Raw genomic sequence first — 23,401 nt, forward strand, 5'->3', positions numbered from 1 at the left:
GTCTCGTGGGCTCGGAGATGTGTATAAGAGACAGGCTTAGTCTTTTTAATACTGTCTACTTGACAGGGATAAGACCAGAAATCTCCGTCTTTTTATTATGCAAACATTTTAAATACACCTATCGCATTTAAAAATACGATAATTACAGTTACTGGAATAACATAACGAAGCAAGAAGAACCAAATGTTAAATAACGTCTTCCCTTTCGTTTCCGTAACTTCTAATTCTTTCATTAATAACTCTTTACTCATTTTATTTGGTACAAATAGCGAAATAGCTAGTACCCCTAGCGGCAGCAAAACATTACTTACCGAGAAGTCGACGAAATCAAAGAATGTTTTCCCAAATATTTTCACATCACTCATAATTCCAAACGATAATGCTGACGGAATTCCAACTGCAAAAATAAGAATACCAATTAATAATGATGCTGAAGGACGCTTCTTTTCATTACCTTTCGCAACAGATGCTACTACAATTTCAAGCATTGAAATAGCTGATGTTAAAGTCGCAAAGAAGAATAAAATTAAAAACATAATAAAGAAAAATTGTCCAAATGGTATTTTTGCAAATACGGCTGGAAGGACGATAAACAGTAATCCCGGTCCTTCCGTCGGTTTAACTCCTAATGCGAAAATCGCTGGGAAAATCGCTAATCCCGCAAGTACTGTAACGAAAACAGTTAAACTTACAATAGATGTTGCTGATTTCGCTAAATGTTCTTCTTTCTTTAAATACGAACTATACGTTACCATTACCGAGGCACCTACTGTTAGTGAGAAGAAAGATTGTCCCATCGCATATAAAATCGTATCTGCTGTAAGCTTTGAAAAGTCAGGTTTTAAGAAGAACTCTACTCCAGCAAAAGCACCATCAAGTGTCAACGCACGAATAATAATCGCGATAAATAAAATAAATAATAATGGCATCATATACTTACTTGCCTTTTCTATACCTTTCTCTACACCTTTACTTACGACAAAAATAGTACAAAGCATAAAGATAAATTGCGCTCCAATCGCACTTACTGGATTTGAAATCGCCTCACCAAACACACTCGCATAATCGACAACACCATTCCAGAAACTACCTGTAACACTGTAGTATAAATACAGTAAAATCCATCCACCTACAACACTATAGAAAGAGAGTACACTAAAACATGTTACAACTCCCATACGACCAATCCAAGGATATACTTTACTATTTGGCACTAATACTTTATACGCTGTAACTGCCTCTTTTTGTGTACTACGACCAATAACAAATTCTGCTAGTAATAGCGGCATCCCAATAAATAAAGTTAATAGTAAGAAGACTAGGAAGAATGCGCCTCCCCCGCCATTACCTGCAACATATGGAAATTTCCATATCGCACCAAGACCTACTGCTGCTCCGGCTGCTGCGAGTACAAAGCCTATTTTCGACGTCCATTGCTGTGTTTCTTTCATCATAAATTCCCCTTTTCTGAATATTTAAACTTTTAACAATTATACACTTTCATTTCATACTCGCACACCTCCTTTAGAAAATAAAAAAGTCCCCTACACGCAAATATGCATGTAGAGGACGATATATGTAATGTAAATACCGTGGTACCACCTCAATTGGACTGATAAATCCCACTTGTTCAAGTACAGGAATAATTCCGATACTCTATCCTTTTAACGGCGGAACCCGGGTTGCCTACTACAATGTTCAACATACCTCTCGCAAGCCCATTCTGTATATTTTATCGTACCGGGCTCACACCTTATCCCAGCTCTCTGAACGCATCAAATATACGTACTCTTCTTGCTCATCGATTTCATCTATTGAAGTTACTTGTGATTATAAATTATATTTTTATACTTGTAAAGCGCTATTTACTTTTTATCTCTTTAGAACTCTCTCCTCTAATTCTTGTAAAAACTGTTCTCTTTTCCCCTCATTTTGCACATATGCTGATTTCAATACTTCTTGTAGTAATATATGCCGTTCTTTCTTTTCTAACTGTAAGTCTTTTAACTTCACCCTTACTTCATATAAAAAATCTAAATATATTTCGTATGTTTCATCGTATTTATTCGCGATATCATCTCGAATTTTTTTTGCGAGTTTTGGACTTGCTCCTCCGGTAGAAACCGCTATATTAAGTAACCCACGATGAATCGCTGCCGGAAAGTGAACATTGCCACTTTCCGGGTTCGTAATAACATTTACCAATTGATTCTTTGCAGCATCTTCAGCAACTTGTTCATTTAATATAGAATCACTACTCGCCGCAACAACTAAAAAAGCATCTTTAATATCACTTTTTTCATACTCTCTTTGATACCAACGAATTTTCTTCTCCTCCACAAGTTTCACTAAATTTACATCTAATTCTGGACTTACTACTACTATATCCGCACCTTGTTTGAGTAAAGGAATTATTTTAAATCCGGCAACTTTTCCTCCACCAATGACAACAACCCGTTTCTTATTAACTTGCACTGTAAGTGGATACATATGAATCTCCCTTCAATAACTCCTTCGTTTTCTGAATTAACATATCTTGAACCACTTCATTTTTTCCTAAATACGGACTTATTTTTATCTCATCCAACTCATATTGACGCACTTCTTTCTCAATATGTTTCATAAGTAAGCCTGTAAATAACAAATAAGGTAATACAATAATACACCCTTCTTTTCGCTCTACAACTTCCTTTAATTTCTCCTCAAATTTCGGCTCCGCAGCTGCTAAAAAACACACTTCTACTTTAGCAATTTTTTCTTCTGCTTGAAATAAAGTAGCGATCCGATTTATATCTTGTAAAGTTTCAGGATCGCTACTACCCCTTGCAACGAGTAAAAGTGTTACTTCATCTTTATATTCTTCAATACCACTTCCGTTATATACCGACTTTATAAGTGTCTCTGATACACCAAACGGATTACCATACGTCACTTTAATATTAGGGTATTGATTATTTAACTTTTGTAATTCAAAAGGAATATCATTCTTCACATGGCCTGCTGCTAATAAGAAAACAGGAATAGCAATAATCTCTGTCGCACCACGCTTCGCACATGTACGAAATCCTTCTTCAATAGAAGGATTCGCCAGCTCTAAAAAACACACTTCTTGAATAGTCGCTTCTATACGGCTCATACATGTCGTAATAAATTGAATTGCCTCTTCTTTCGCTGCCCTCAAACGACTTCCATGACATATATATAAGATGGCTTTCATTTTATAACACTCCGCTTACTTGATAAGTCTGTTCCGTTTGTTTTTCAAACCAATGAATTTTCTCTCTAAAACGGACAACTTCTCCAATTACAATCATACTCGGATTTTGAATTTGTTCTTTTCTCGCAACATCTACAATTGTCCCTAACGTCCCGACAACTGTACGCTGCATAGACGTCGTTCCCCGTTCAATAATAGCAGCAGGTGTACCTTTATCTTTTCCATGCTTCATAAGTTGTTCGCATATGTAGGACAAATTACTAACTCCCATATATACTGCCAAGGTCTCTACACCTTTCGCTAAATTTTCCCACTTCACTTCCTCTTCAGCACCTTCTTTTCTATGCCCTGTCACAACCGCAAAACTCGCACTTGCATCACGATGCGTCACCGGAATACCGGCATAAGCAGGTGCAGCTATTCCAGCTGAAATACCAGGAACGATTTCAAATGGTACACCCTGCTTTGCTAACGCTTCAGCTTCTTCCCCCCCTCTACCAAATACAAATGGATCACCGCCCTTTAACCTCGTTACAACTTTTCCTTTTTTCGCATATTTAATAAGAAATGTGTTAATTGTCTCTTGCTTCATCGTGTGATAATTCGGGAGTTTCCCGCAATAAATTAAATCCGCTTCAGGCTTTGCATATGAAAGCAATTCTTTATTCACGAGACGGTCATATAAAATAACATCTGCCTTCTCAATACATTTCAATCCTTTAACAGTAATTAAATCCGGATCGCCAGGACCCGCTCCAACTATATACACCTTCCCCATCATCTCTCCTCATTTCTACTATTAAAATGAAACTTCCATCCTTATGCATGAATGGAAGTTAGTATACGTTCGTATTTCAATGTTATTTACTCATGAACAACAAATGCCGCACCTTTTCGAATCTTCTTTTTTTCAAATAAGGAGATTTCCTTTACTTCTGGCAACGGTAAAAAATGCTTTTCAAGCTCAATCTCCGCAAGCTTAAATGCCTGCTCTTCACTTTGAGCAACAACAACAATCGGAACGATATTATTCGCTAACACAGCTTCAAATCGATATAAATCCATATTGCCCCTCCTAAGACGCTATTACTTCTTCTAACACGTTATTTAAAGCTATTTGCAATGTATCTACACCAATACGTCCGACAAAATCATAAAATGTTTCGGCAGGTAACTTATTCTCTTTAAAATAACTTATAAATGATGCGAGTACATCCGGTAAATCCTCGCCATCTATTTTCCCTTTTAACTTTTGATTATAGGCACCGCCATCTAACAACGTTCCACCTACATATATTTCAAATGCTTCAACAATCCCTTTTTCCTTCGTTTTCATTTTTACCCCTTGTAATCCGATGTCAGCAATTTGACGTTGACCACATGAATTTGGGCATCCTACCATATGAATTCGAACTGGAACATCAAGTGCAATTTCTGTATCTAAGTATTCTGCAATTTTCCGTAATCTTTCTTTCGTTTCTACTAGAGCAAGATTGCAATATTCAATACCAGTACATGAAACCGCATGACCAATAAATGATTTCGGACTTGCAGATATCGCTTCAAACAACGGTTCACTTAATAAACCCGTTACATTTTCTGGTGGAACATTCGGAATGATGAAGTTTTGTGAGTTACACGTACGAATTTGTCCATTTCCATACTGCTTTGCAATTCTTGCAATCTCAAACATTTCTTTTGCATGTAAACGACCTACCGGCACATTAAAACCGACATATTTTAATCCATCTTGTTTTTGATCTTGAACACCATAAAAATAGCCTGCATTCCATCCTTTAAGTGCACTTTCTCCTTTACTTTGCAATGGTCCTGTATACTCGATTAGTTTCTCTTTAAATTTCTCTGCTCCCCAGTCTGCAACAAGAAATTTCAAACGAGCTAAATGACGTTTCTCGCGATATCCAAAATCACGGAATATAGTAGCAATCCCAATTGCTACCGCCTTCACTTCTTCTGGTAAAACGAACACATCTAATTCATCAGCTAAATACGGACGGGCTGATAATCCACCGCCTACTTTTATATGAAAACCAACTTTTTTCTCACCATCTATTTCTTTTGTAGCAGGTGTAAATGCAACACAGTTAATCTCTGCGTTTGCCGAGTTATAAACGTTAGAACTAATAGACATTTTAAATTTACGTGGTAAGTTAGAAAACTCTTCATTATGTTGGAAATAGTCATATACCTCCTTCACAATATGCGTTGTATCAAACAGTTCATTCGCATCAATTCCTGCAAGTGGATTACCTGTAATATTACGTGTTATATCACCACACGCCCCTGCTGAAGATAACCCAACTCTTGCTAATCTTTTAAAAATATCTGGCATTTGCTGAATTTCTAACCAGTGAAACTGAATCGCCTGTCTTGTCGTAATATCTATTACATCACGTCCATAATCCTCAGCGATAGAAGCAAGCACTTCCGCCTGCGCATTTGTAATAATCCCTGAAGGAATATTTACACGCATCATAAAATAGCCAGCTTCTTTCGGTCTTTGCAAATACAATCCTGCCCATTTAAATGCGTCCCACTCTTCTTTCGGAATAGATTCGAATCCATTTTCCGCATAGTAAGGAATATCATTAAAAATTTCCAAACCATCTTTTGCTAATTTATTTTTCTCAGTCTGATTTAATTTTTCATTATTAGCCCATACTTTTTCATAACTCATTTTTAAATCCCCCTATATAAAGTGAAACTTTAATCAACCCTCACCAATCGGGCATTTACAGCCTGCTCCAGCCGAATTTTGAGGTGGGCGTTTTACTTCCCAGCAAACAACGGGACAAAACTACGCTCTTGTAAGTACTTCACGATTTGTTCTGCACATTCTTCAATAGAATACTTGTGCGTTTCTACAATTAATTCCGCTCGATCTGGTTCCTCATACGGTGAATCAATACCTGTAAAATCTTTAATATCACCTTGTCTCGCTTTTTTGTATAACCCTTTTGGATCACGTTTTTCACACTCTTCAATTGGACATTTTACAAACACTTCTATAAACTCATCTGCCGCTAATAGATCCCTAACTTGTTTTCGATCTACTCGAAATGGTGAAATGAACGCTGTAAGAACAACAGTACCTTGATCTACAAATAGCTTCGCCACTTCGCCAATACGCCTTATATTCTCCATACGATCACTTTCAGAAAAACCTAAGTCTTTATTTAAACCATGGCGAATATTATCCCCATCTAACACATAATTTCCAATATTCTTTTCAAATAGTTTACGAGCAACCGCATTCGCTACTGTAGATTTACCCGAAGCTGATAAACCAGTAAACCAAATTACAAAACTATGATGCCCATTCTTCACTCTTCTCTCATTTTTCGAAACAGAAGCTGTGTGCCAAGTAATATTCGTATCCATCTCGTTCTCTCCCTATTCTGTTACTACTTCTTTTTTCAAACCTTTAATTAACACTTCCACTACTTCTTTACGACTAAATGTACTTGGCGGAATCTCACCATTTCTTAACATTTCTCTTACTTTTGTACCTGATAAAATGACACGGTCCTCTTTTCCATGCGGACACGTTTTCGTTGAAGCCATCGCTTCACATCTCGTACAGTAAAAGCTATGTTCAAAAAATAGCGGCGTAATCCCTAACTCTTCCACTGTAAAGTTCGTAAAGATTTCCTGCGCTTCGTATGTTCCGTAATAGTCTCCTACCCCAGCATGATCACGTCCTACAATAAAGTGGGTACACCCAAAATTCTTTCTTACCAATGCATGAAATATCGCTTCCCTTGGTCCTGCGTAGCGCATCGCTGCAGGAAATACACCTAAAAAGACACGATTTTTCGGATAATAGTTTTGAAGCAACACTTCGTAGCTTTCCATCCTTACATCAGCAGGAATATCATCTGACTTTGTTTCCCCAACGAGCGGATTTAAAAAGAGACCATCTACAATTTCAAGAGCAGATTTTTGAATATACTCATGGGCACGATGTACCGGATTTCTCGTTTGAAATCCAACTACTGTTTTCCAGCCACGTTTTTTAAATTCTTCTCTCGTTTCAATTGGGTCTAAATGATAAGAAGGAAATTGCTTATTTTCCAAGCGTTTTATAAGCGTAATAGCTCCTCCAACATAAACATCTGGTCGTTCATATAATTTTTTCACGCCTGGATGAGCCTCATCCGTCGTTTTATATACAAGTAAAGCTTCTTTTTCTTTATCAGGTGCAAAAATATCTTCTATTTGAATGACACCATATATATTTCTGTCATTAACAAGTTTTACTTCCTCTCCAGCTTTCAGTCCCTCTGCTACTTCTTCTGTTACTGACAATGTAATCGGTATACTCCATACGCTTCCATCTGCTAAACGAAGCGTTTCTACGACCGAATCATAGTCTTTTTTCCCTAAAAAACCAGTAAGCGGACTATATCCCCCTGTCGCTAGCAGTTCTAAATCACTTAATGCAATGTTGTCTAATTCAATTTCTTTTTCAATTTGTGATACGTCGTATGTCTCATCTACACGATTTATTAATTCGTTTCTTGTAGTCATTTTCTATATCCCCTCTTAGCTTTATTTCAAGATACATCTTATTGGTAATGAAGACCGCATTCGGTTTTCATTTTCCCGGTCCACCTACCATCTCTTGAATCACCACCGGCACCTACAGGTAACGTACACTTCTCACACCCGATACTTGGATATCCAATATCATGTAATGGGTTGTATGGCAAGTTATGTTTGTATACATATCGCCATACTTCTTTCCACGTCCAATGAATAAGCGGACAAACTTTAATAGATTGAAAACGATGATCTTGATTTATAAACTTTGTATGCTTACGCGTTTCTGATTGTTCCCTTCTTAAGCCCGATATCCACGCTTTTTCCTCTGTAAGTGATTTTTCTAACGGCAAAATCTTCCTAATCTTACAACAGAGATTCGGATTGCTTTCCCATAGTTTCTCACCGTGCAACTTCGCTTGTTCATCGAGTGTAAGTTCCGGCTGTTTTTCTATAATATTTAATGAAGGAAATCGTTCTCTTACTTTTTGAATTAATTCATACGTTTCTTGAAAATGAACATTTGTATCCAAAAATACAACTTTAGCAGATGGATTTACTTGGTTTATAAGATGCAGTAAAACCATGCCTTCCACTCCGAAGCTACACGCGTATACAATTTCATCTTTATATTCTTTATAAGCCCAACTTAATACGGATAGCGCGCCTTTCGTTTCATCTTCCTCTGAAAATGAAACACGATTTTCTTCCCACGTTTCATACGTCAACATGTTTTTTCCCCCTGTAAAAGCAAAAAGACGGTTTTAATCTATTAAAATAGATTAAAACCGCCTCTAGTTTTTCTAGTCAGCGCTTTTCACTTTAAACGTACTTTTTCACTTTTCTCTAATTGAATTACTTTTCCATCTTGCACCACAATTGTAATTGAACCATATTTCATATCAGCAAGCATCGCTTGAATTTTCTCAGATACTTCATCAAAATGTTCCCGTACGCTCACGCGAACAGCCCCCCTTTTTTATTCATAAAAAAAATCTTTCCCATTTCGAAAAGACTGTTCGGTAATATATTTTACCTTATCTTTCAAAATGGATTCCATTTTGCTGGATTTAGCACCTTGCTTTCTATAAGCAGGTTGCCGAGCTTCTTCGGGCCAGTTCCCTCCGCTTCTCTTGATAAGCTTTGTATTTGTATTTTATCACAATTCTGATTTTTTTCAATCCTAGTTTTCCGATATATTTTAATTATTTTATTTTATCCCGCTATTTGCGGGCAATCCCCCCACTGATTATAGTTTCACTTTATAAAAAAGGAATTGCCCATTCGAACAACTCCTTTTCCTTATTTAAACAAGCTCTTTAATACGTATGCGATCGTTCCCAATGATATTTTCGTACGTTTCACGTTCCACAACAATTTGCGATGTGCCACCTTTCGCAAAGACGACGGCTGGTCTCCGAATTCGATTATAATTATTCGCCATCGAGTACCCATATGCTCCCGTACAAGAAATTGCTAGTAAATCAGAAGAAGCAACTTTCGGTAGATTAATATCCCAAATTAGCATATCTCCACTCTCACAGCATTTCCCAGCAATTGAAACGAGTTCCTCATTCTCATCATTTCCTCGATTCGCTAACATCGCTTCGTAACGAGCGCTATATAAAGCCGGTCTTAAGTTATCTGTCATTCCACCATCGACGGATACATATTTCCGAATGCCAGGAATTTCTTTCACAGATCCAACTGTATAAATTGTCGTTCCCGCATCACCTACAATACTACGACCTGGTTCAACCCATATTTCTGGCAATGGATATTCACATACTGTAAATTGTTCTCTCACTGCACTTGTTACAGCTCGCACATATGTCTCAAGAGTTAATGGTGTATCTGACTCTGTATAGCGTATTCCAAATCCTCCGCCTACATTTAATACTTTTACTACATAGTTCGTTTGCTCTCTCACCTCTTCCAAAAATTTACGAAGAACTTCAATCGCTCGAACAAAACCAGCCGTTTCAAATATTTGTGATCCGATATGTGAATGAATCCCTAACACATTATAATTTGATTTTTGTAAAGCAAGCCCAATTGCCTGCATCGCTTGACCATTTGAAACGCCAAATCCAAATTTTGAATCCTCTTGGCCTGTCGTAATATATTCATGTGTGTGCGCCTCTACTCCAGGCGTTACACGAATTAATATGTTTACAAATTTCCCATGTTGCATTGCTAAATCGTGTAAAACTTCTAATTCCAAGAAATTATCTACTACAAAACAACCGATATTCGCCTGAAGAGCCATCACTATCTCTTCTTCTGTTTTATTGTTTCCATGAAAATGAATACGTGATGCTGGAAATCCTGCTTGGAGCGCAGTATATAATTCCCCACCCGAAACAACATCTAATGACATGTTCTCTTCACGAGCTACTCGGCACATCTCCATGCACAAGAACGCCTTGCTTGCATATGCTACTTGATAAGAGAAACCACTTTCTTTAAAAGCACGATGAAACGCACGACATTTCCCTCGAATAGACTCTTCATCGTATACATAAAGTGGTGTTCCGTATTGTTTTGCTAGCTGCGTCGTATCGCACCCTCCAATTTCTAAGTGTCCTTGCCCATTGATTCGGCTTGTGCCGTGTAAATACATTTGAATTCCTCCCTTATTTCCTCTAAAACTCATAACCCCAATCTTCTATTCATTGCAGCACGCTTTTAGATAGACAAAAAACGCGCGGAACAATGTTCACACGCGTTTCTTATTAGGAAAAATATATATTGAAAAAATAAACAAGTTGTTATCTTCTCAAAATAAGAAACCGCATCAACATCTCCAAATAGCTCTCCATAAAATAAATCTTATGACAGTACTACATTTATTCAATGCAGTCCCAATATATGAATAAGGTGGTTATTCTTATATTTCGGCAATAGTCCCTTTCAACCCATGGTCACAGATTCCACTAAATCTCCCATAGCTTACTCTTTCCTATCGCGGCCTCTACCTTTGAGAGTAGATGAGGTAAGTCTATTTAATTTTCAAACATCTAATTGTTGCTATTAACAATACCAAAGGATCATTTTATTTGTCAAACAATTTTTTATATTGTTTTTTTACAGTTTAATTTCGTATCATTTGGTAAGCGCTTTACTATTATCTTCGTTACTTCCCATTCGCCTTCTTCATTATTAAACGTAATAGTTACTTTTTCAAATGGTGGAACAATTTTCCCACCAATCTGTTCGTACTTCGTCACTTCAATAACCGTTTGAAATAAATATGTACCACTATACACTTTTTTTAAACTAATAATTTTAGGACATTGATAAGGTTTCAAACTCCCATATTGTTTTTCAATTGCTTTATTTATTTTTGGAAATAAAACAGAATAAAGTGCATCTTCCATAAGAGGTGCATCATACTGAGCTACTGATACAATCGGTGAAGCAAAGAGTATAAAAATACTGCACATTATAAGATAAAATAATTTTCGCATTATAACCTCCGCACCATTACGCGATACTTTCTATATTTAATGAATTACAATAATCGCGCATAGAAATTCTATTTTATTGTCTCCTACTTCTCTTTTTCTACTCAATTGTTGCAAAAAAAGCCCACAACCCTCTTTAATTTTCGTATAATGATACTCATAGTATAATAATCATAATAACAAAAGACTGTTCGTATATATAAAGTGAGACGCTAATGAAAACGGCTCGCAAGAACTGTCATGCTTTCTAGGAGAGGAGTATATTATGCTACAACATCTGTTTCCAAAATTACGATTTGCACTCGTTGCAGTCGTTTTATTATGGATTAAAACATATATTGTGTACAAGCTAGCGTTTGATATTAAAATTGATAACTTCTTTGAAGAATTTATGCTGTTTATTAATCCACTAGCTGCGTTACTTTTATTTTTCGGTTTAGCTTTATTTGCATCTAAGCATCGAAATCGAATTATAATTGGAATTAGTTTTATACTGTCATTTATTTTATTTGGAAATGCAATGTTTTATGGGTTTTATAACGATTTCGTTACCTTCCCGGTTTTATTCCAAACAAATAATATGGCTGATTTAGGGACGAGCATAAAAGAGCTCTTTACGTACAAAACATTACTTTTATTTGCAGATGCAATTATTTTAATGTTTATTTCACGTAAATTCCCATCATTTGGTGATAAAACACCACTTTCACGATCTGAGAAGAGAACTTTCTTTAGCGGTGTCACTGCGTTATTAGCACTACAAATTGTTGTTTCAGTTATTTATAAGCCACAAATGTTCTCACGCTCATTTGACCGTCAAACTGTCGTGAAAAATTTAGGGTTATACACATATCATCTATTTGATATTACGCTTCAATCTAAGTCTTCGGCTGAACGTGTATTCGCAAGTGGCGACGGATTCTCTGAAATTAAAAACTATACAGATGCAAAAGATAAGCAAGTTGATAAAAACTTATTTGGAGCTGCAAAAGGTAAAAATGTAATTTTAATTTCAATGGAATCTACACAAAGTTTTGTTATTAATAAAAAAATAAATGGAAAAGAAATTACTCCATTTTTAAATGAATTTATTAAAGATAGTTTTTATTTCGATAACTTCTATCATCAAACGGGACAAGGTAAAACTTCTGATGCTGAATTTATCGTTGAAAATTCACTTTATCCGTTAGACCGTGGTTCTGTATTCTTTACTCATGCAACAAATGAGTATACTGCCACACCAGAACAATTAAAGAAATACGGATATTCTTCTGCTGTGTTCCATTCAAACGATAAAACGTTTTGGAATCGTGACGTAATGTATCCTGCGCTTGGTTATGACCGTTACTTTAATTTAAATGATTACGTAGGTACGGAACAAATGTCTGTTGGTTGGGGATTAAAAGATAAAGAGTTCTTTGAACAATCTATTCCAAAGTTAAAATCTTTACCGCAACCGTTCTATACAAAATTTATCACTTTAACAAACCATTTTCCATTTCTTCTAAATCCAGAAGATCAATATGTTGATGAGTTTAATTCGGACAGTGGTGTTTTAAACCGTTACTTTCCAACTGTTCGTTACACGGATGAAGCTCTTAAATTATTTATTAAACAGTTAAAAGATGAAGGACTGTATGATAATTCAGTTATTGTCATTTATGGTGATCATTACGGTATTTCTGAAAACCATAACGCAGCTATGGCCCAGTTCCTTGGGAAAGACGCTATTACACCGTTTGATTCTATGCAATTACAACGCGTCCCTCTCATTATTCATGTGCCAGGTCAAGAAGGAAAAACGATTTCTAAAGTATCCGGTCAACTTGATATTAAACCAACGCTCCTTCATTTACTTGGGATTAAAACAAATCAATCCGTTGAATTTGGAACGGACTTATTTATTAAAGAAAAAGATCCACTTATGGTAATGCGTGATGGTAGTTTTGTTTCGGAAGATTATGTTTATACAAAAAACATGTGCTATAAACGAAATACAGGTGAAGAAGCTGCTATATCACTATGTCAGCCGTATATTGAAAAAGCAAAAACAGAATTAAAATTATCCGATAAACTCATTTATGGAGATTTATTACGTTTCGATCCTAACAATCGATATAAAACCGGAACGATGACAACAAAATTTGAATAGTGCAAGAAGCAACTTTATAAAAGTTGCTTCTTTTTCTACTTATTTTCCAAATCATTCTCCCATGAAATCTTTCACAAATTGGTAATTTCTTTCGTATGAGGAAGAAATTTATGGTATGATAAAATAAGTAAACTTTCATACACTAATTAAGAATTTATTACAGAAAGCAAGGGATCAGATTTTGTATAGAGCAGCTATTCCAAACTTATTTACGCTCGGAAATTTATATAGCGGATTTTTATCAATCGGCTATGCATCTTTAGGATATTATAAATCAGCTGCTATTTTAGTACTTATCGGGATGATGTTAGATAGTCTTGATGGTCGTGTTGCTCGTTTATTACGCGTTGATTCACAAATGGGAAAAGAGCTTGATTCACTCGCAGATGTCGTAACATTTGGTGCAGCACCAGCTGTTTTAATGTATTACACATCTTTCTCAAACTACGGAATCATCGGATTATACATAGCGGGATTATTCCCTCTTTTCGGAGCATATCGTTTAGCACGATTTAATGTAACACCATCTTCTACTTCAATGAAATATTTCACTGGAGTACCGATTACAGCAGCGGGAGGGCTTGTTGCTTTCTTAACATTATTTTCACATACCATTCCCAAAATCGTTCTTATTACAGTCTTTGTAACGTTCGCATTTTTAATGGTGAGTCGTATTCGTATCCCAAGTTTAAAAGATGTACCAATTCCAAGATATAGCATCATTATTACATTATTTTTAGTTGGAATCATTATCACAATGTATCAAACAGGGATCGGTAATTTTTCTGTTTTCTTATTCATTGCTATTCCACTATATATTTTGTATATGCTATCTCAATTTATTAGACAAAGACCGTCTAAAAAAGCGAATAAAGAAAAATAAGAAAAACAAAAACCTTCCGTATTCGGAAGGTTTCTTTTTATCCCGCTATTTGCGGACAACCTGATTAATCAGGAGGCCTTACAAATGAAAGTCTCACTTTATTTTGTAACTAATACTTTTGGATTTACAGGTGTTACAGGGGCTTCACCGTTTAATACAGCTAAAATATTTCTTACTGCCATTTCAGCCATCGCATCACGAGTTTCGAATGTTGCATTCCCTACGTGAGGAGCAAGCACCACATTCTTTAATCCTTTTAGTTCTTCCGTAATTTTCGGTTCAAATTCAAATACGTCAAGAGCCGCTCCTTCAATTCCTTCCGTTTTTAATGCATAAGCAAGTGCTAATTCATTCATAATTGGTCCACGCGAAGCATTTATAATATATGCTGTCTTCTTCATCATTTTAAACTGTTCTTCATCGATCATATGATGTAATTTTGGATTATAGGCACAGTTAATTGTAATAAAATCTGCCGTTTGTAACAGCTCTTCTAATGTTACATATGTCGCTTCTAGTTCAACTTCAGCTTCAAGCTTACGATTCGGTCCTGTATATAAAACGTTCATTCCAAATGCTTTCGCACGCTTTGCAACTGCCTTCCCGATTTCGCCAAGACCGATAACTCCAATTGTCTTACCGTGTACTTCGCGGCCCAAGAAAAATAATGGCGCCCATCCGTTAAATCCAGTTGTACGACATAACGTATCTCCTTCAGGAATTCTACGTGCTGCTGCTAAAAGAAGTGCAAATGTTAATTCTGCTGTCGCTTCAGTTGATACTTTCGGTGTATTCGTTACCGTAATCCCTTTTTCTCCTGCATGCAAGTAATCAATATTATCGTAGCCAGCACCATAGTTTGCAACAATCTTTAAATTAGGTGCCGCATCTATAACTTCTTTCGTCACCTTTGTAGAAAGTAAGCTTAACAATGCATCTTTATCTTTTACACGCTCTGTTAATTCATCTAAAGAAATTAACTCTTCTTTATCATACATTTCTACATCATGATCTTTTAATAGTTCTAATCCGATTTCTGGAATTTTCCCTGCTACTAATATTTTTGCCACTACTAACACCTCTTCTATAGAAAATAAGATATCTCTTATATTTCATTGTAAGAAATCCACTTATAAAAACCAAGGAATTTGATTATAGTTTTGAAAATCGACACTTTTCCATGAAAAAAGAGGAGATGCAACTCCCCCCTCTTCTTACGCTTTTTCCTGCGATTCTTTTCCGAGCTTTACATCAATTGTTCCTTCTGCAACTGTATCGCTAATTTGCTCCTCAATAACTGATTGAGATGCAGCATTCGTTTCAGAAGTATAAGCTTGTTGCTGTGCACCTTGTACATTTTGTTTATTTTGTTGTTTCGCCATTTCTTACCCTCCTTTTTTTCTTTCTTATTTTGAACAAAAAGGAAGGTTTTCATCAAAAAATCGTGGGTCATTTTATAATTGTTACTTCTTCTTCAAGTAGTCTCATTACTCTTGCTCGTTTCGTAAATGTTGCGATATGAGTAATACCATGATTTCGTAATGTTTGCACATTTTCTTTTACGTATTTCCCTAAATCATTCGGATAATGAGCATCTGAAGAAATAGTAATGGGAACACCATGTTTAGCTAACACTTGTAAATACAGTGGACTCGGGCACATTTCCCGTACAGGATAACGATAGTACAATCCCGCATTTATTTCTGTTGCGGTATTAGTTTCTACTAATGCACGGGCTATTTTCTTATAATAAGAAAGCTGTTCATTCTCATCCAACCTGTAATTAAATACTTTTATGTTATCAAGGTGGGCTATAATATCAAATAATTCGGAACGAACTGCACTCTCAACTGTTTTGAAAAACGTATCATATAGTATATGTAAATCATGCTCCTCAAAATATTCTTTCGTATCTGGATTATCAAACCCCCAGCCATTTAAAAAATGAACAGACCCAATTACATAATCAAAGTCTCCTAGTGCTAACAATTCTTTTAGCTCTTCTTCACAGCCAATAAAATAATCCGCTTCAATTCCAAGTTTAAGTGTAACGCCTCTTTTACTCCATCGTTCTTTCGCCTCTTCAATCGACTTTGTAAAATCGTATAGTGAAACTACTCTTACTTGGTCTAACCATTCCTTCTGTAAACGCCCAATCTTCGAATCACTAATATTCACATATTTTTCATAATATACTTTCGACTCATGAAAGCGGTATAAATGATCCACAATCCCAACTTCTTTTATACCTTTTCGCAATGCCTCTTCTAAATATAAATCAATCCATTTCGCTGTAAATGGTCCTTCCTTCACACGTCTTTGCAGGCGTTCTTGCGTCTTCATAAGCCATTCGATAGAATGGCTTTCTTCTTGAAGCGGCTCATAATATTGTAGCGTTTCATTTATTTTGGCAAGCCAACCTATTGAATAAGGCCCTTCTTCTAAATGAAGATGATAATCCACTTTCATACATATTCCCCCTTATAACGTATCTATTTCTTTTCGTTCTCCTACTCTCGAAAGCTTTCCATTTCTTTCTTTCACTTCTTCCATAACATCTTCTAGTGAAATGTTTTTTTCGGCTAATAGAACAAAACAGTGATAAAACACATCAACCATTTCTTTTACTAGTTCTTTTTTATCATTATTTTTAGAAGCAATGATCACTTCAGAGCACTCTTCCCCAATTTTCTTTAAAATTTTATCTTCTCCTTTTGAAAATAAATAATTTGTATATGATTCTGGCAATGGATTTTCCTTTCGGTCTTCAATTGTTTCAAATAATAATTTAAGGACATCTTCCATCTTCATCCCCCTATATAACTTTATAATGAAAACATGTTTTCTCTCCCGTATGACAAGCAGGTCCTACTTGCTTTACAACAACTACAATTGAATCTTGATCACAATCTAAATAAAGGGATTGAACATACTGCATATTGCCCGATGTTTCTCCTTTATTCCATAACGATTGTCTTGAGCGAGAATAAAACCACGTCCTTTTTGTTTCTAACGTCTTTTCATACGCTTCTTCATTCATGTAAGCGAGCATTAAAACTTCTTTCGTATCTTCCTCTATCACCACTGCTGGTAATAACCCTTTTGAGAAGTTAGGCTTCATAGTCGCACCTCAACGTTTGCTTCTCTTAATTTTCTCTTTACATCCTGCACAGTCTCTTCACCATAATGAAAGATTGATGCTGCTAGCGCTGCGTCGACTGTTGTCTTTTTAAATACCTCTATAATGTGATCCGCATGACCACATCCTCCTGATGCAATTACCGGGACGGAAACGCTACTTGAAATTGCTTCTGTTAACTGAAGATCGTATCCATCCTTCGTTCCATCTGCATCCATACTCGTTAGCAAAATTTCTCCTGCCCCTAATTGTACGGCGTGCTTCGCCCATTCGATTGCATCCATTCCTGTATCAACCCTCCCGCCATTTACGTATACATTCCATTTACCTTCTGCTACTTTTCTAGCATCGATTGCTACAACAATACATTGCGAGCCAAAATGTTCTGCACCTTCCTGAATTAGTTTTGGATTCCGTACTGCTGCTGAATTAATTGAAATTTTATCCGCACCGGCTCGTAGCAGATTGTATATATCTTGAACATTAGAAATCCCCCCACCTACTGTAAGAGGAATAAATATTTTTGAGGCAGTTTTTTCTACAACATCTATCATCGTTTTTCGCCCTTCATGTGTCGCAGTAATATCTAAAAATACAATTTCATCTGCTCCCGCATCATTATATAAAGCCGCTATTTCAACAGGATCACCGACATCTTGTAATCCTATAAAATTTACACCCTTTACGACTCGCCCTTCTTTCACATCTAGACATGGAATAATTCGTTTCGCTAACATAGCTTTGTTACCTCTAGCACTTCTTCTAAATCAATTGTATTCTCGTAAAGAGCCTTACCAATGATAACACCATGTATATTCATATCATTTAACCTTTTCACATCTTGAATAGACGCCACTCCTCCAGAGGCAATGAGACGAATACCCACACTTTTTTGCAGTAACCCTAATTGCTCAAAATTTGGTCCTGCAAGTGTCCCATCTCTCGAGATGTCTGTAAATACAATCGTTTGAACACCTACACTCTCCATTTGCTTCGCTAAATGAATATAAGAAATTTCAGACACATCAAGCCAACCTCTCGTTGCTACGAAACCATTTTTCGCATCAATTCCAACAATTATTTTCTCTTTATATAGCCGAACTGCTTCCTCTAAAAATGACTTATCATAAAGAGCAGCTGTTCCTAAAATGACTTTTTCTACACCTGCTAACAATAACTTCTCCACTGCTACAAGCGATCGAATCCCTCCTCCAACTTGCACAGGAATACGTACCGCCCTGCATATTCTTTCAATGATAAACAAATTTAAAGACTCTCCAGCAATTGCACCGTCTAAATCAACAATGTGTAATATTTTCGCTCCAAGCTTTTCAAATATGATCGCTTGCGCAACCGGATCTTCATTCATAACCGTTTCTTTACTAAACTCTCCTTGATAAAGTCTGACACATCGCCCTTCTTTTAAATCGATAGCTGGGAAAACTTCCATGCTTCTACCACCCCTTTAAAATTCTTTAAAATTTGTATTCCGACTTCCCCACTTTTTTCAGGGTGAAACTGCGCTCCAAATACATTTCCTTTCGCTACAAAACCAGGTACTTGTACCCCATACTCGCTTGCCCCATACACAATCCCCTTTGGACAATCTGCATAAAAAGAGTGGACATAATATACGAAAGAACCGTCTTCTATTCCATTCCAAAGTGGTATTTCTCCTTCTTTCTTCAATTCATTCCATCCCATATGTGGAATTTTATAAGGCACTTTTAATTTCCGAATAACACCTGGCAATAAACTTAATCCGCTACAGTCTTTTAATTCCTCACTTTTTTCAAATAAAAGTTGCATACCTAAACATATACCAAGGAACGGTTTCCCTAAATTCCCAATCTCTTTTAGCACAAATACTAATTTTTTTTCTTCTAGAACGTCCATCGCTTTCGGAAATGCCCCTACTCCTGGTAAAATAACGCCATCACTTCTCAATATTTCCTCTCTATCATCCGTTACGATATACTCTGCTCCAATATATTTTAATGCCTGTTCCACACTACGAATATTTCCCATCCCATAATCTACAATAGCAATCAATTACAACATCCCCTTCGTTGAATTTACACCAGTAATGTTGTCATTTTTTTCGACTGCCTCTCTAAGCGCTCGACCAAATGCCTTAAATAAAGCTTCAATTTTGTGATGTGTATTACTTCCGTATAAAATACGAGCGTGTAACGTAATATTTGCTGCATGAGCAACTGCTCTAAAAAACTCTTCCGTTAATTCTGTGTCAAAATCGCCTAATTTCGGATTTGTTAACTCGCCTTGAAACACAATATAGGAACGTCCACTTATATCAATTGCGACAAAACCTAAAGATTCATCCATCGGTACATATGCGGAACCGTACCTATTAATACTCTCTTTATTTTGCAATGCTTCTTTCAAGCAATTTCCGAGTACAATTCCAACATCTTCAACCGTGTGATGTGCATCGACAAACACATCACCTTCAGCTTCAATTTGTAAACCAAATCGTCCATGCCTTGCAAATAAAGTTAGCATATGATCAAAAAAACCTACTCCTGTTTGAATAGAAACATTCGTACTTTCATCAAGCTGCAAACTTAATTTAATTTTTGTTTCTGTCGTTTCACGTACTTGACTCGACTGTCGCATTATTCTTCCTCCTCAAATCTCATTTGGACTGCTCTTGCGTGTGCATATAAACCTTCTTTATTTGCAAGTTCTACAATATGATGTTGCACATTTTTTAACGCTTCCTCTGTATAAGAAAGAAAGCTTGATTTTTTTACGAAATCATCGACTGATAACGGGGAGAAAAATCTTGCTGTTCCACTTGTCGGTAAAACGTGATTCGGTCCTGCCAAATAATCGCCGAGCGGCTCTGGTGCATATGGCCCAAGGAAAATAGAGCCTGCATGTTTCACATAAGCTAGAGCATTCATTGGCTCTTTTATATGTAACTCTAAATGTTCTGGAGCTATTTCATTTGATAACTTTAGTGCCTCATCTAAAGAAGAAACGATAAAAATGGCTCCATTTCTTTTGATTGATTCACGAGCGATTTCACTTCTTGGTAATGTTTCTAACTGTCTTTCTATCTCTCTTCCTACTTCTTTAGCTAGTTCTATATTCGTTGTAATACAAATCGCTGTTGCCCTCTCGTCATGTTCTGCTTGCGATAATAAATCAGCAGCGATATATTTGGCATTGCCTGTTTCATCAGCGATAACTACAATTTCTGATGGCCCAGCAATCATATCGATATTTACTATTCCGTATACTTCTCGCTTCGCTAAAGCGACGTACAAATTTCCCGGTCCAACTATTTTATCCACTTTCGGAATCGATTCCGTCCCATACGCTAAAGCAGCGATTGCCTGGGCACCACCAGCCATATAAACTTCATCTACACCTGCAAGACCTGCGGCAGTTAATATATGCGGGTCAATTCCTCCTTGCCTTGGCGGTGTTACCATTACAATTTTTTTCACACCTGCCAGTTTGGCTGGCAATACATTCATTAATACTGAAGAGGGATACGATGCCTTCCCGCCTGGCACATATACACCTACATTTTCTAACGGTCTAATGAGCTGCCCTCTAATTATCCCATCACTTTCGCAATCAAACATAGATTGCCTCTTTTGCTTTTCATGATATGAGATAATGTTTTTCTTCGCCTCTTGTAGCGCCTCTAAAAAAGAAAGTTCTACAAACGCACTTGCTTGTTTTATTTCTTCTTCACTTACACGAAAATTTTTAACATCCGCACCATCAAGCTTTTTTGTATAGAAAGATAAAGCCTCATCTTTACTTTCTCTTACGTTTTGAACGATTTCCCTTACACTTCTTTGAACAGTTTCTTCTATTATATTAGCGTTTTCTCGCAACACTTTTATTTTGGATAATGCCTCCTTGAAGTCTTCATAAATGATCTCCATTGTAAGCCCTCCTATTTCCCTGATAAAATTTCTTGCTCCATCATATTTATAATACTGAATATTTCGTCTTTTTTAGTTTTTAAAGCTGCCTTATTTACAATCATTCGAGCGGATATAGAATACATTTCCTCAAATACAATGAGCCCATTCTCTTGTAGTGTTTTTCCTGTTTCAACAATATCAACAATCGCATCTACTAATCCAAGAAGCGGAGCAATTTCTACAGAACCTTCTATTTTTATGATTTCTACATCTTCTCCCTTTTCGTGAAAATAATTGGAAGTGATGTGTGGATATTTCGTAGCAATTCGTTTCTTTCGGTAACTCTTCGGATTATACGTAGGAATAGAAGCGACACAAAATTTACACATACCCACTCCTAAATCCAACATTTCATATATATCTTTCTCGTTTTCCATTAAAATATCTTTTCCAACGATCCCAATATCAGCTACTCCATGTTCTACATAAGTAGCAACATCAACCGCTTTTACTAAAATAAATGAAATATTTGTATTTTTACTTTGAAAGACAAGCTTTCTCCCTTTATCTTTAAGCTCTGAACAATCAATTCCAATTTTCTCAAACAGCGGGATAACATGTTTCTCTAATCTTCCTTTCGTTAACGCAATTTGAATGTTACGCATGAAGTCTCCCCTTCTTTCTGAACGACCCATTTCTCTTTCCATACATATTCCACCAATGATTCATTCCTTGCCTCAACGACCGTTACTATTTTATTGTTTTTTGCAAATTGAAATGTGTCGTTTAAATTAGAGAATAAAGATAACTGGGCATTCTTCCCGTCCTTTCGAAGTAAGTTTCTTAACCTTTCAGCTTCCGCTAATCTATTCAATTCATAATGTATCATCATATCTATTGGCTCTCGTTTATAAGATTCTTGTTGCTCTTGAAGTGCCTTGACTATTTGATTTACTTGCACCGCGAGGCCAACCGCTGACACCATCTCTCCAAAATTCCCAATTAACTCATCGTATCTTCCACCACTAACAATCTCTTCTCCAATTTCATATATATACCCTTTGAAAATAATACCCGTATAATAGTCCAAATGTTGAATCATGCCTAAATCAATGGATATGTAAGGTCCATAGCCTAGCCTTTCAACCGCTTCATATATTTCTTTCACTCTTGCAATGGCCATTTTCATTTCATTACTTGAGGCGAGTTTTTCAGCTTCCTCAATAACCTCTAAATTCCCAAATAACCTTGGTAATTTCTCAAGTAATTTTACTGTTTCATCGCACCGATCTAATTTCTTTTCTCCGATAAAATTTGAGAGAGCAGCATAATTTTTGCTTTCTATATACGTTCTAAGTACTCTCTCTTCTTCATCATGAATAGAGAGCTTTTTTACAATACATTTATATAACTCTACCTGCCCAATTTCGATTGTAAAAGATTGTACCTTCAACCTTTGTAGTGCTTGCATTACACTTATCACACATTCAATTTCAGCTCTTATATTATCAATCCCGATAATTTCAATACCACTTTGTACAATTTCATTATATTTTCCAGACAGAGACTCATTCGCCCGAAATACATTTCCACTATATGTCACCTTAAGAGGCGTATCCCACCTTTGCGTTCCAATTACTCTCGCTAAAGGAATCGTCATATCTGGACGTAACACGATAATCCGTCCCTTTTCATCAAAAAATTTATACATCTTCTCTTCATCTATCGGCCGATTTTGAAAAGCAAACACATCATAAAATTCAATTGTAGGTGTCCTTATTTCCTCATAGCCTCTCTCTAAAAATGTATGTCTTAATTTTTGTTCCACTTCTTCAATTAACGTACATTCTTCAAATAAGTAATCTCTCGTTCCATTCGGATTTGCCCGCTTCCACTTTGTCATCTGAATTCACACGCCCTTCCCTTTCTAATGTATGCCCATTCCATTCACCCAAACCGAAAATAAAAAGAGCCTTGTAGACAAAATACCTACAAGACTCTTTAGTAGAGTGTAGGTACAACGGGAATAACCCTTGTGCCTACACGTTTTCACGTTAGGTTCAAGGGTTTCA

The 23,401-nt window shown here is 36.3% G+C and carries 26 protein-coding genes, 2 riboswitches and 1 other annotated feature; of the genes, 2 read left to right on the plus strand and 24 right to left on the minus strand.

Annotated features, from left to right (window positions below):
- Positions 1-95: 95 nt before the first annotated feature.
- The 12 genes from JDS92_RS21365 to JDS92_RS21420 form a co-directional block, all read right to left on the minus strand.
- Positions 96-1,451 (minus strand): sodium-dependent transporter, encoded by a 1,356-nt coding sequence (locus JDS92_RS21365; protein WP_000665454.1) that lies wholly within the window; start codon positions 1,449-1,451, stop codon positions 96-98.
- A 111-nt stretch (positions 1,452-1,562) separates the two neighbouring features.
- Positions 1,563-1,811 (minus strand) — a binding site (T-box leader).
- 61 nt (positions 1,812-1,872) lie between these two features.
- Entirely contained in the window at positions 1,873-2,490 is a 618-nt protein-coding gene (locus JDS92_RS21370; RefSeq protein WP_000283323.1) for an NAD(P)-binding protein, read from the minus strand.
- A complete protein-coding gene (locus JDS92_RS21375) occupies positions 2,465-3,217 on the minus strand; it encodes a sirohydrochlorin chelatase (RefSeq protein ID WP_097959616.1) in 753 nt (250 codons plus the stop codon). Before JDS92_RS21375 ends, JDS92_RS21370 begins: the two co-directional genes overlap by 26 nt.
- A 1-nt stretch (position 3,218) precedes the next feature.
- Positions 3,219-3,995 (minus strand): uroporphyrinogen-III C-methyltransferase, encoded by a 777-nt coding sequence (gene cobA, locus JDS92_RS21380; RefSeq protein WP_097959615.1) that lies wholly within the window; start codon positions 3,993-3,995, stop codon positions 3,219-3,221.
- Between the two features lie 86 nt (positions 3,996-4,081).
- Entirely contained in the window at positions 4,082-4,282 is a 201-nt protein-coding gene (locus JDS92_RS21385; RefSeq protein ID WP_000366906.1) for a DUF3906 family protein, read from the minus strand.
- A gap of 10 nt (positions 4,283-4,292) precedes the next feature.
- Positions 4,293-5,915, minus strand: coding sequence for a nitrite/sulfite reductase (locus JDS92_RS21390; protein ID WP_000119600.1), 1,623 nt, complete (start codon positions 5,913-5,915; stop codon positions 4,293-4,295).
- A 92-nt stretch (positions 5,916-6,007) separates the two neighbouring features.
- Complete coding sequence (gene cysC / locus JDS92_RS21395; RefSeq protein WP_000380522.1) at positions 6,008-6,619, minus strand: adenylyl-sulfate kinase; 612 nt, start codon at positions 6,617-6,619, stop codon at positions 6,008-6,010.
- A 12-nt stretch (positions 6,620-6,631) separates the two neighbouring features.
- Positions 6,632-7,768, minus strand: coding sequence for a sulfate adenylyltransferase (sat, locus tag JDS92_RS21400; RefSeq protein ID WP_098138225.1), 1,137 nt, complete (start codon positions 7,766-7,768; stop codon positions 6,632-6,634).
- Positions 7,769-7,806: 38 nt separating this feature from the next.
- Positions 7,807-8,511: a phosphoadenylyl-sulfate reductase gene (locus JDS92_RS21405; RefSeq protein WP_000959007.1), complete on the minus strand. Its 705-nt coding sequence runs from the start codon at positions 8,509-8,511 to the stop codon at positions 7,807-7,809.
- An 86-nt stretch (positions 8,512-8,597) separates the two neighbouring features.
- Complete coding sequence (locus JDS92_RS21410; protein ID WP_000116159.1) at positions 8,598-8,741, minus strand: YezD family protein; 144 nt, start codon at positions 8,739-8,741, stop codon at positions 8,598-8,600.
- Positions 8,742-8,814: 73 nt separating this feature from the next.
- Positions 8,815-8,923, minus strand: a riboswitch (SAM riboswitch).
- 163 nt (positions 8,924-9,086) lie between these two features.
- Complete coding sequence (gene lysA, locus JDS92_RS21415; protein WP_000280670.1) at positions 9,087-10,403, minus strand: diaminopimelate decarboxylase; 1,317 nt, start codon at positions 10,401-10,403, stop codon at positions 9,087-9,089.
- Between the two features lie 180 nt (positions 10,404-10,583).
- Positions 10,584-10,765: riboswitch (Lysine riboswitch) on the minus strand.
- Between the two features lie 89 nt (positions 10,766-10,854).
- Positions 10,855-11,250, minus strand: a complete 396-nt coding sequence (locus JDS92_RS21420; RefSeq protein ID WP_098710932.1) for a DUF3888 domain-containing protein — start codon at positions 11,248-11,250, stop codon at positions 10,855-10,857.
- A 262-nt stretch (positions 11,251-11,512) separates the two neighbouring features.
- On the opposite strand from JDS92_RS21420, the gene JDS92_RS21425 reads away from it, so the two are divergent.
- Positions 11,513-13,399: an LTA synthase family protein gene (locus tag JDS92_RS21425; protein WP_000939071.1), complete on the plus strand. Its 1,887-nt coding sequence runs from the start codon at positions 11,513-11,515 to the stop codon at positions 13,397-13,399.
- 181 nt (positions 13,400-13,580) lie between these two features.
- Positions 13,581-14,282, plus strand: coding sequence for a CDP-diacylglycerol--serine O-phosphatidyltransferase (pssA, locus tag JDS92_RS21430; RefSeq protein ID WP_000285424.1), 702 nt, complete (start codon positions 13,581-13,583; stop codon positions 14,280-14,282).
- Positions 14,283-14,380: 98 nt separating this feature from the next.
- Here the strand turns inward: pssA and JDS92_RS21435 are convergent, their stop codons facing one another.
- The 12 genes from JDS92_RS21435 to JDS92_RS21490 form a co-directional block, all read right to left on the minus strand.
- The gene (locus JDS92_RS21435; protein ID WP_098710933.1) at positions 14,381-15,352 is read right to left on the minus strand and encodes a 2-hydroxyacid dehydrogenase family protein; all 972 of its coding nucleotides are present in this window, start codon (positions 15,350-15,352) and stop codon (positions 14,381-14,383) included.
- A 144-nt stretch (positions 15,353-15,496) separates the two neighbouring features.
- A complete protein-coding gene (locus JDS92_RS21440) occupies positions 15,497-15,664 on the minus strand; it encodes a YozQ family protein (protein ID WP_001118878.1) in 168 nt (55 codons plus the stop codon).
- Positions 15,665-15,731: 67 nt separating this feature from the next.
- Complete coding sequence (locus tag JDS92_RS21445; RefSeq protein ID WP_199632471.1) at positions 15,732-16,751, minus strand: histidinol phosphate phosphatase domain-containing protein; 1,020 nt, start codon at positions 16,749-16,751, stop codon at positions 15,732-15,734.
- 12 nt (positions 16,752-16,763) lie between these two features.
- Complete coding sequence (hisE, locus tag JDS92_RS21450; protein ID WP_000390406.1) at positions 16,764-17,087, minus strand: phosphoribosyl-ATP diphosphatase; 324 nt, start codon at positions 17,085-17,087, stop codon at positions 16,764-16,766.
- A 10-nt stretch (positions 17,088-17,097) separates the two neighbouring features.
- A complete protein-coding gene (gene hisI, locus JDS92_RS21455; protein ID WP_000803970.1) occupies positions 17,098-17,403 on the minus strand; it encodes a phosphoribosyl-AMP cyclohydrolase in 306 nt (101 codons plus the stop codon).
- Positions 17,400-18,158 (minus strand): imidazole glycerol phosphate synthase subunit HisF, encoded by a 759-nt coding sequence (gene hisF / locus JDS92_RS21460; RefSeq protein WP_000880098.1) that lies wholly within the window; start codon positions 18,156-18,158, stop codon positions 17,400-17,402. Before hisF ends, hisI begins: the two co-directional genes overlap by 4 nt.
- Positions 18,152-18,871 (minus strand): 1-(5-phosphoribosyl)-5-[(5-phosphoribosylamino)methylideneamino]imidazole-4-carboxamide isomerase, encoded by a 720-nt coding sequence (gene hisA, locus JDS92_RS21465; protein ID WP_199632472.1) that lies wholly within the window; start codon positions 18,869-18,871, stop codon positions 18,152-18,154. Before hisA ends, hisF begins: the two co-directional genes overlap by 7 nt.
- A complete protein-coding gene (gene hisH, locus JDS92_RS21470) occupies positions 18,844-19,473 on the minus strand; it encodes an imidazole glycerol phosphate synthase subunit HisH (protein WP_199632473.1) in 630 nt (209 codons plus the stop codon). Before hisH ends, hisA begins: the two co-directional genes overlap by 28 nt.
- Positions 19,474-20,058 carry an imidazoleglycerol-phosphate dehydratase HisB gene (hisB, locus tag JDS92_RS21475; RefSeq protein ID WP_001249957.1) on the minus strand — a complete coding sequence of 195 codons (585 nt, stop codon included), beginning with the start codon at positions 20,056-20,058 and terminating at the stop codon, positions 19,474-19,476. It lies immediately after the preceding gene.
- The gene (hisD, locus tag JDS92_RS21480) at positions 20,058-21,347 is read right to left on the minus strand and encodes a histidinol dehydrogenase (protein ID WP_000402922.1); all 1,290 of its coding nucleotides are present in this window, start codon (positions 21,345-21,347) and stop codon (positions 20,058-20,060) included. Before hisD ends, hisB begins: the two co-directional genes overlap by 1 nt.
- A gap of 11 nt (positions 21,348-21,358) precedes the next feature.
- Positions 21,359-21,994 (minus strand): ATP phosphoribosyltransferase, encoded by a 636-nt coding sequence (hisG, locus tag JDS92_RS21485; protein WP_001244463.1) that lies wholly within the window; start codon positions 21,992-21,994, stop codon positions 21,359-21,361.
- Positions 21,970-23,232, minus strand: a complete 1,263-nt coding sequence (locus JDS92_RS21490) for an ATP phosphoribosyltransferase regulatory subunit (protein ID WP_000170288.1) — start codon at positions 23,230-23,232, stop codon at positions 21,970-21,972. Before JDS92_RS21490 ends, hisG begins: the two co-directional genes overlap by 25 nt.
- Positions 23,233-23,401 lie beyond the last annotated feature (169 nt).

The sequence above is a fragment of the Bacillus cereus group sp. N12 genome (genome assembly GCF_016483575.1).
In the GTDB taxonomy this organism is placed as follows: domain Bacteria; phylum Bacillota; class Bacilli; order Bacillales; family Bacillaceae_G; genus Bacillus_A; species Bacillus_A toyonensis.

Bases quoted from the DNA above. Each gene is read 5' to 3' on its own strand.
- JDS92_RS21370 (WP_000283323.1), bottom strand. From the start codon at position 2,490: ATGTATCCACTTACAGTGCAAGTTAATAAGAAACGGGTTGTTGTCATT.
- hisI (WP_000803970.1), bottom strand. From the start codon at position 17,403: ATGAAGCCTAACTTCTCAAAAGGGTTATTACCAGCAGTGGTGATAGAG.
- lysA (WP_000280670.1), bottom strand. From the start codon at position 10,403: ATGTATTTACACGGCACAAGCCGAATCAATGGGCAAGGACACTTAGAA.
- JDS92_RS21385 (WP_000366906.1), bottom strand. From the start codon at position 4,282: ATGGATTTATATCGATTTGAAGCTGTGTTAGCGAATAATATCGTTCCG.
- JDS92_RS21490 (WP_000170288.1), bottom strand. From the start codon at position 23,232: ATGACAAAGTGGAAGCGGGCAAATCCGAATGGAACGAGAGATTACTTA.
- hisD (WP_000402922.1), bottom strand. From the start codon at position 21,347: ATGGAGATCATTTATGAAGACTTCAAGGAGGCATTATCCAAAATAAAA.
- cysC (WP_000380522.1), bottom strand. From the start codon at position 6,619: ATGGATACGAATATTACTTGGCACACAGCTTCTGTTTCGAAAAATGAG.
- cobA (WP_097959615.1), bottom strand. From the start codon at position 3,995: ATGGGGAAGGTGTATATAGTTGGAGCGGGTCCTGGCGATCCGGATTTA.
- hisF (WP_000880098.1), bottom strand. From the start codon at position 18,158: ATGTTAGCGAAACGAATTATTCCATGTCTAGATGTGAAAGAAGGGCGA.
- sat (WP_098138225.1), bottom strand. From the start codon at position 7,768: ATGACTACAAGAAACGAATTAATAAATCGTGTAGATGAGACATACGAC.
- JDS92_RS21425 (WP_000939071.1), top strand. From the start codon at position 11,513: ATGCTACAACATCTGTTTCCAAAATTACGATTTGCACTCGTTGCAGTC.
- hisA (WP_199632472.1), bottom strand. From the start codon at position 18,871: ATGGAAGTTTTCCCAGCTATCGATTTAAAAGAAGGGCGATGTGTCAGA.
- hisG (WP_001244463.1), bottom strand. From the start codon at position 21,994: ATGCGTAACATTCAAATTGCGTTAACGAAAGGAAGATTAGAGAAACAT.
- JDS92_RS21405 (WP_000959007.1), bottom strand. From the start codon at position 8,511: ATGTTGACGTATGAAACGTGGGAAGAAAATCGTGTTTCATTTTCAGAG.
- JDS92_RS21445 (WP_199632471.1), bottom strand. From the start codon at position 16,751: ATGAAAGTGGATTATCATCTTCATTTAGAAGAAGGGCCTTATTCAATA.
- hisB (WP_001249957.1), bottom strand. From the start codon at position 20,058: ATGCGACAGTCGAGTCAAGTACGTGAAACGACAGAAACAAAAATTAAA.
- JDS92_RS21440 (WP_001118878.1), bottom strand. From the start codon at position 15,664: ATGGCGAAACAACAAAATAAACAAAATGTACAAGGTGCACAGCAACAA.
- hisE (WP_000390406.1), bottom strand. From the start codon at position 17,087: ATGGAAGATGTCCTTAAATTATTATTTGAAACAATTGAAGACCGAAAG.
- JDS92_RS21420 (WP_098710932.1), bottom strand. From the start codon at position 11,250: ATGCGAAAATTATTTTATCTTATAATGTGCAGTATTTTTATACTCTTT.
- JDS92_RS21390 (WP_000119600.1), bottom strand. From the start codon at position 5,915: ATGAGTTATGAAAAAGTATGGGCTAATAATGAAAAATTAAATCAGACT.
- JDS92_RS21365 (WP_000665454.1), bottom strand. From the start codon at position 1,451: ATGAAAGAAACACAGCAATGGACGTCGAAAATAGGCTTTGTACTCGCA.
- JDS92_RS21375 (WP_097959616.1), bottom strand. From the start codon at position 3,217: ATGAAAGCCATCTTATATATATGTCATGGAAGTCGTTTGAGGGCAGCG.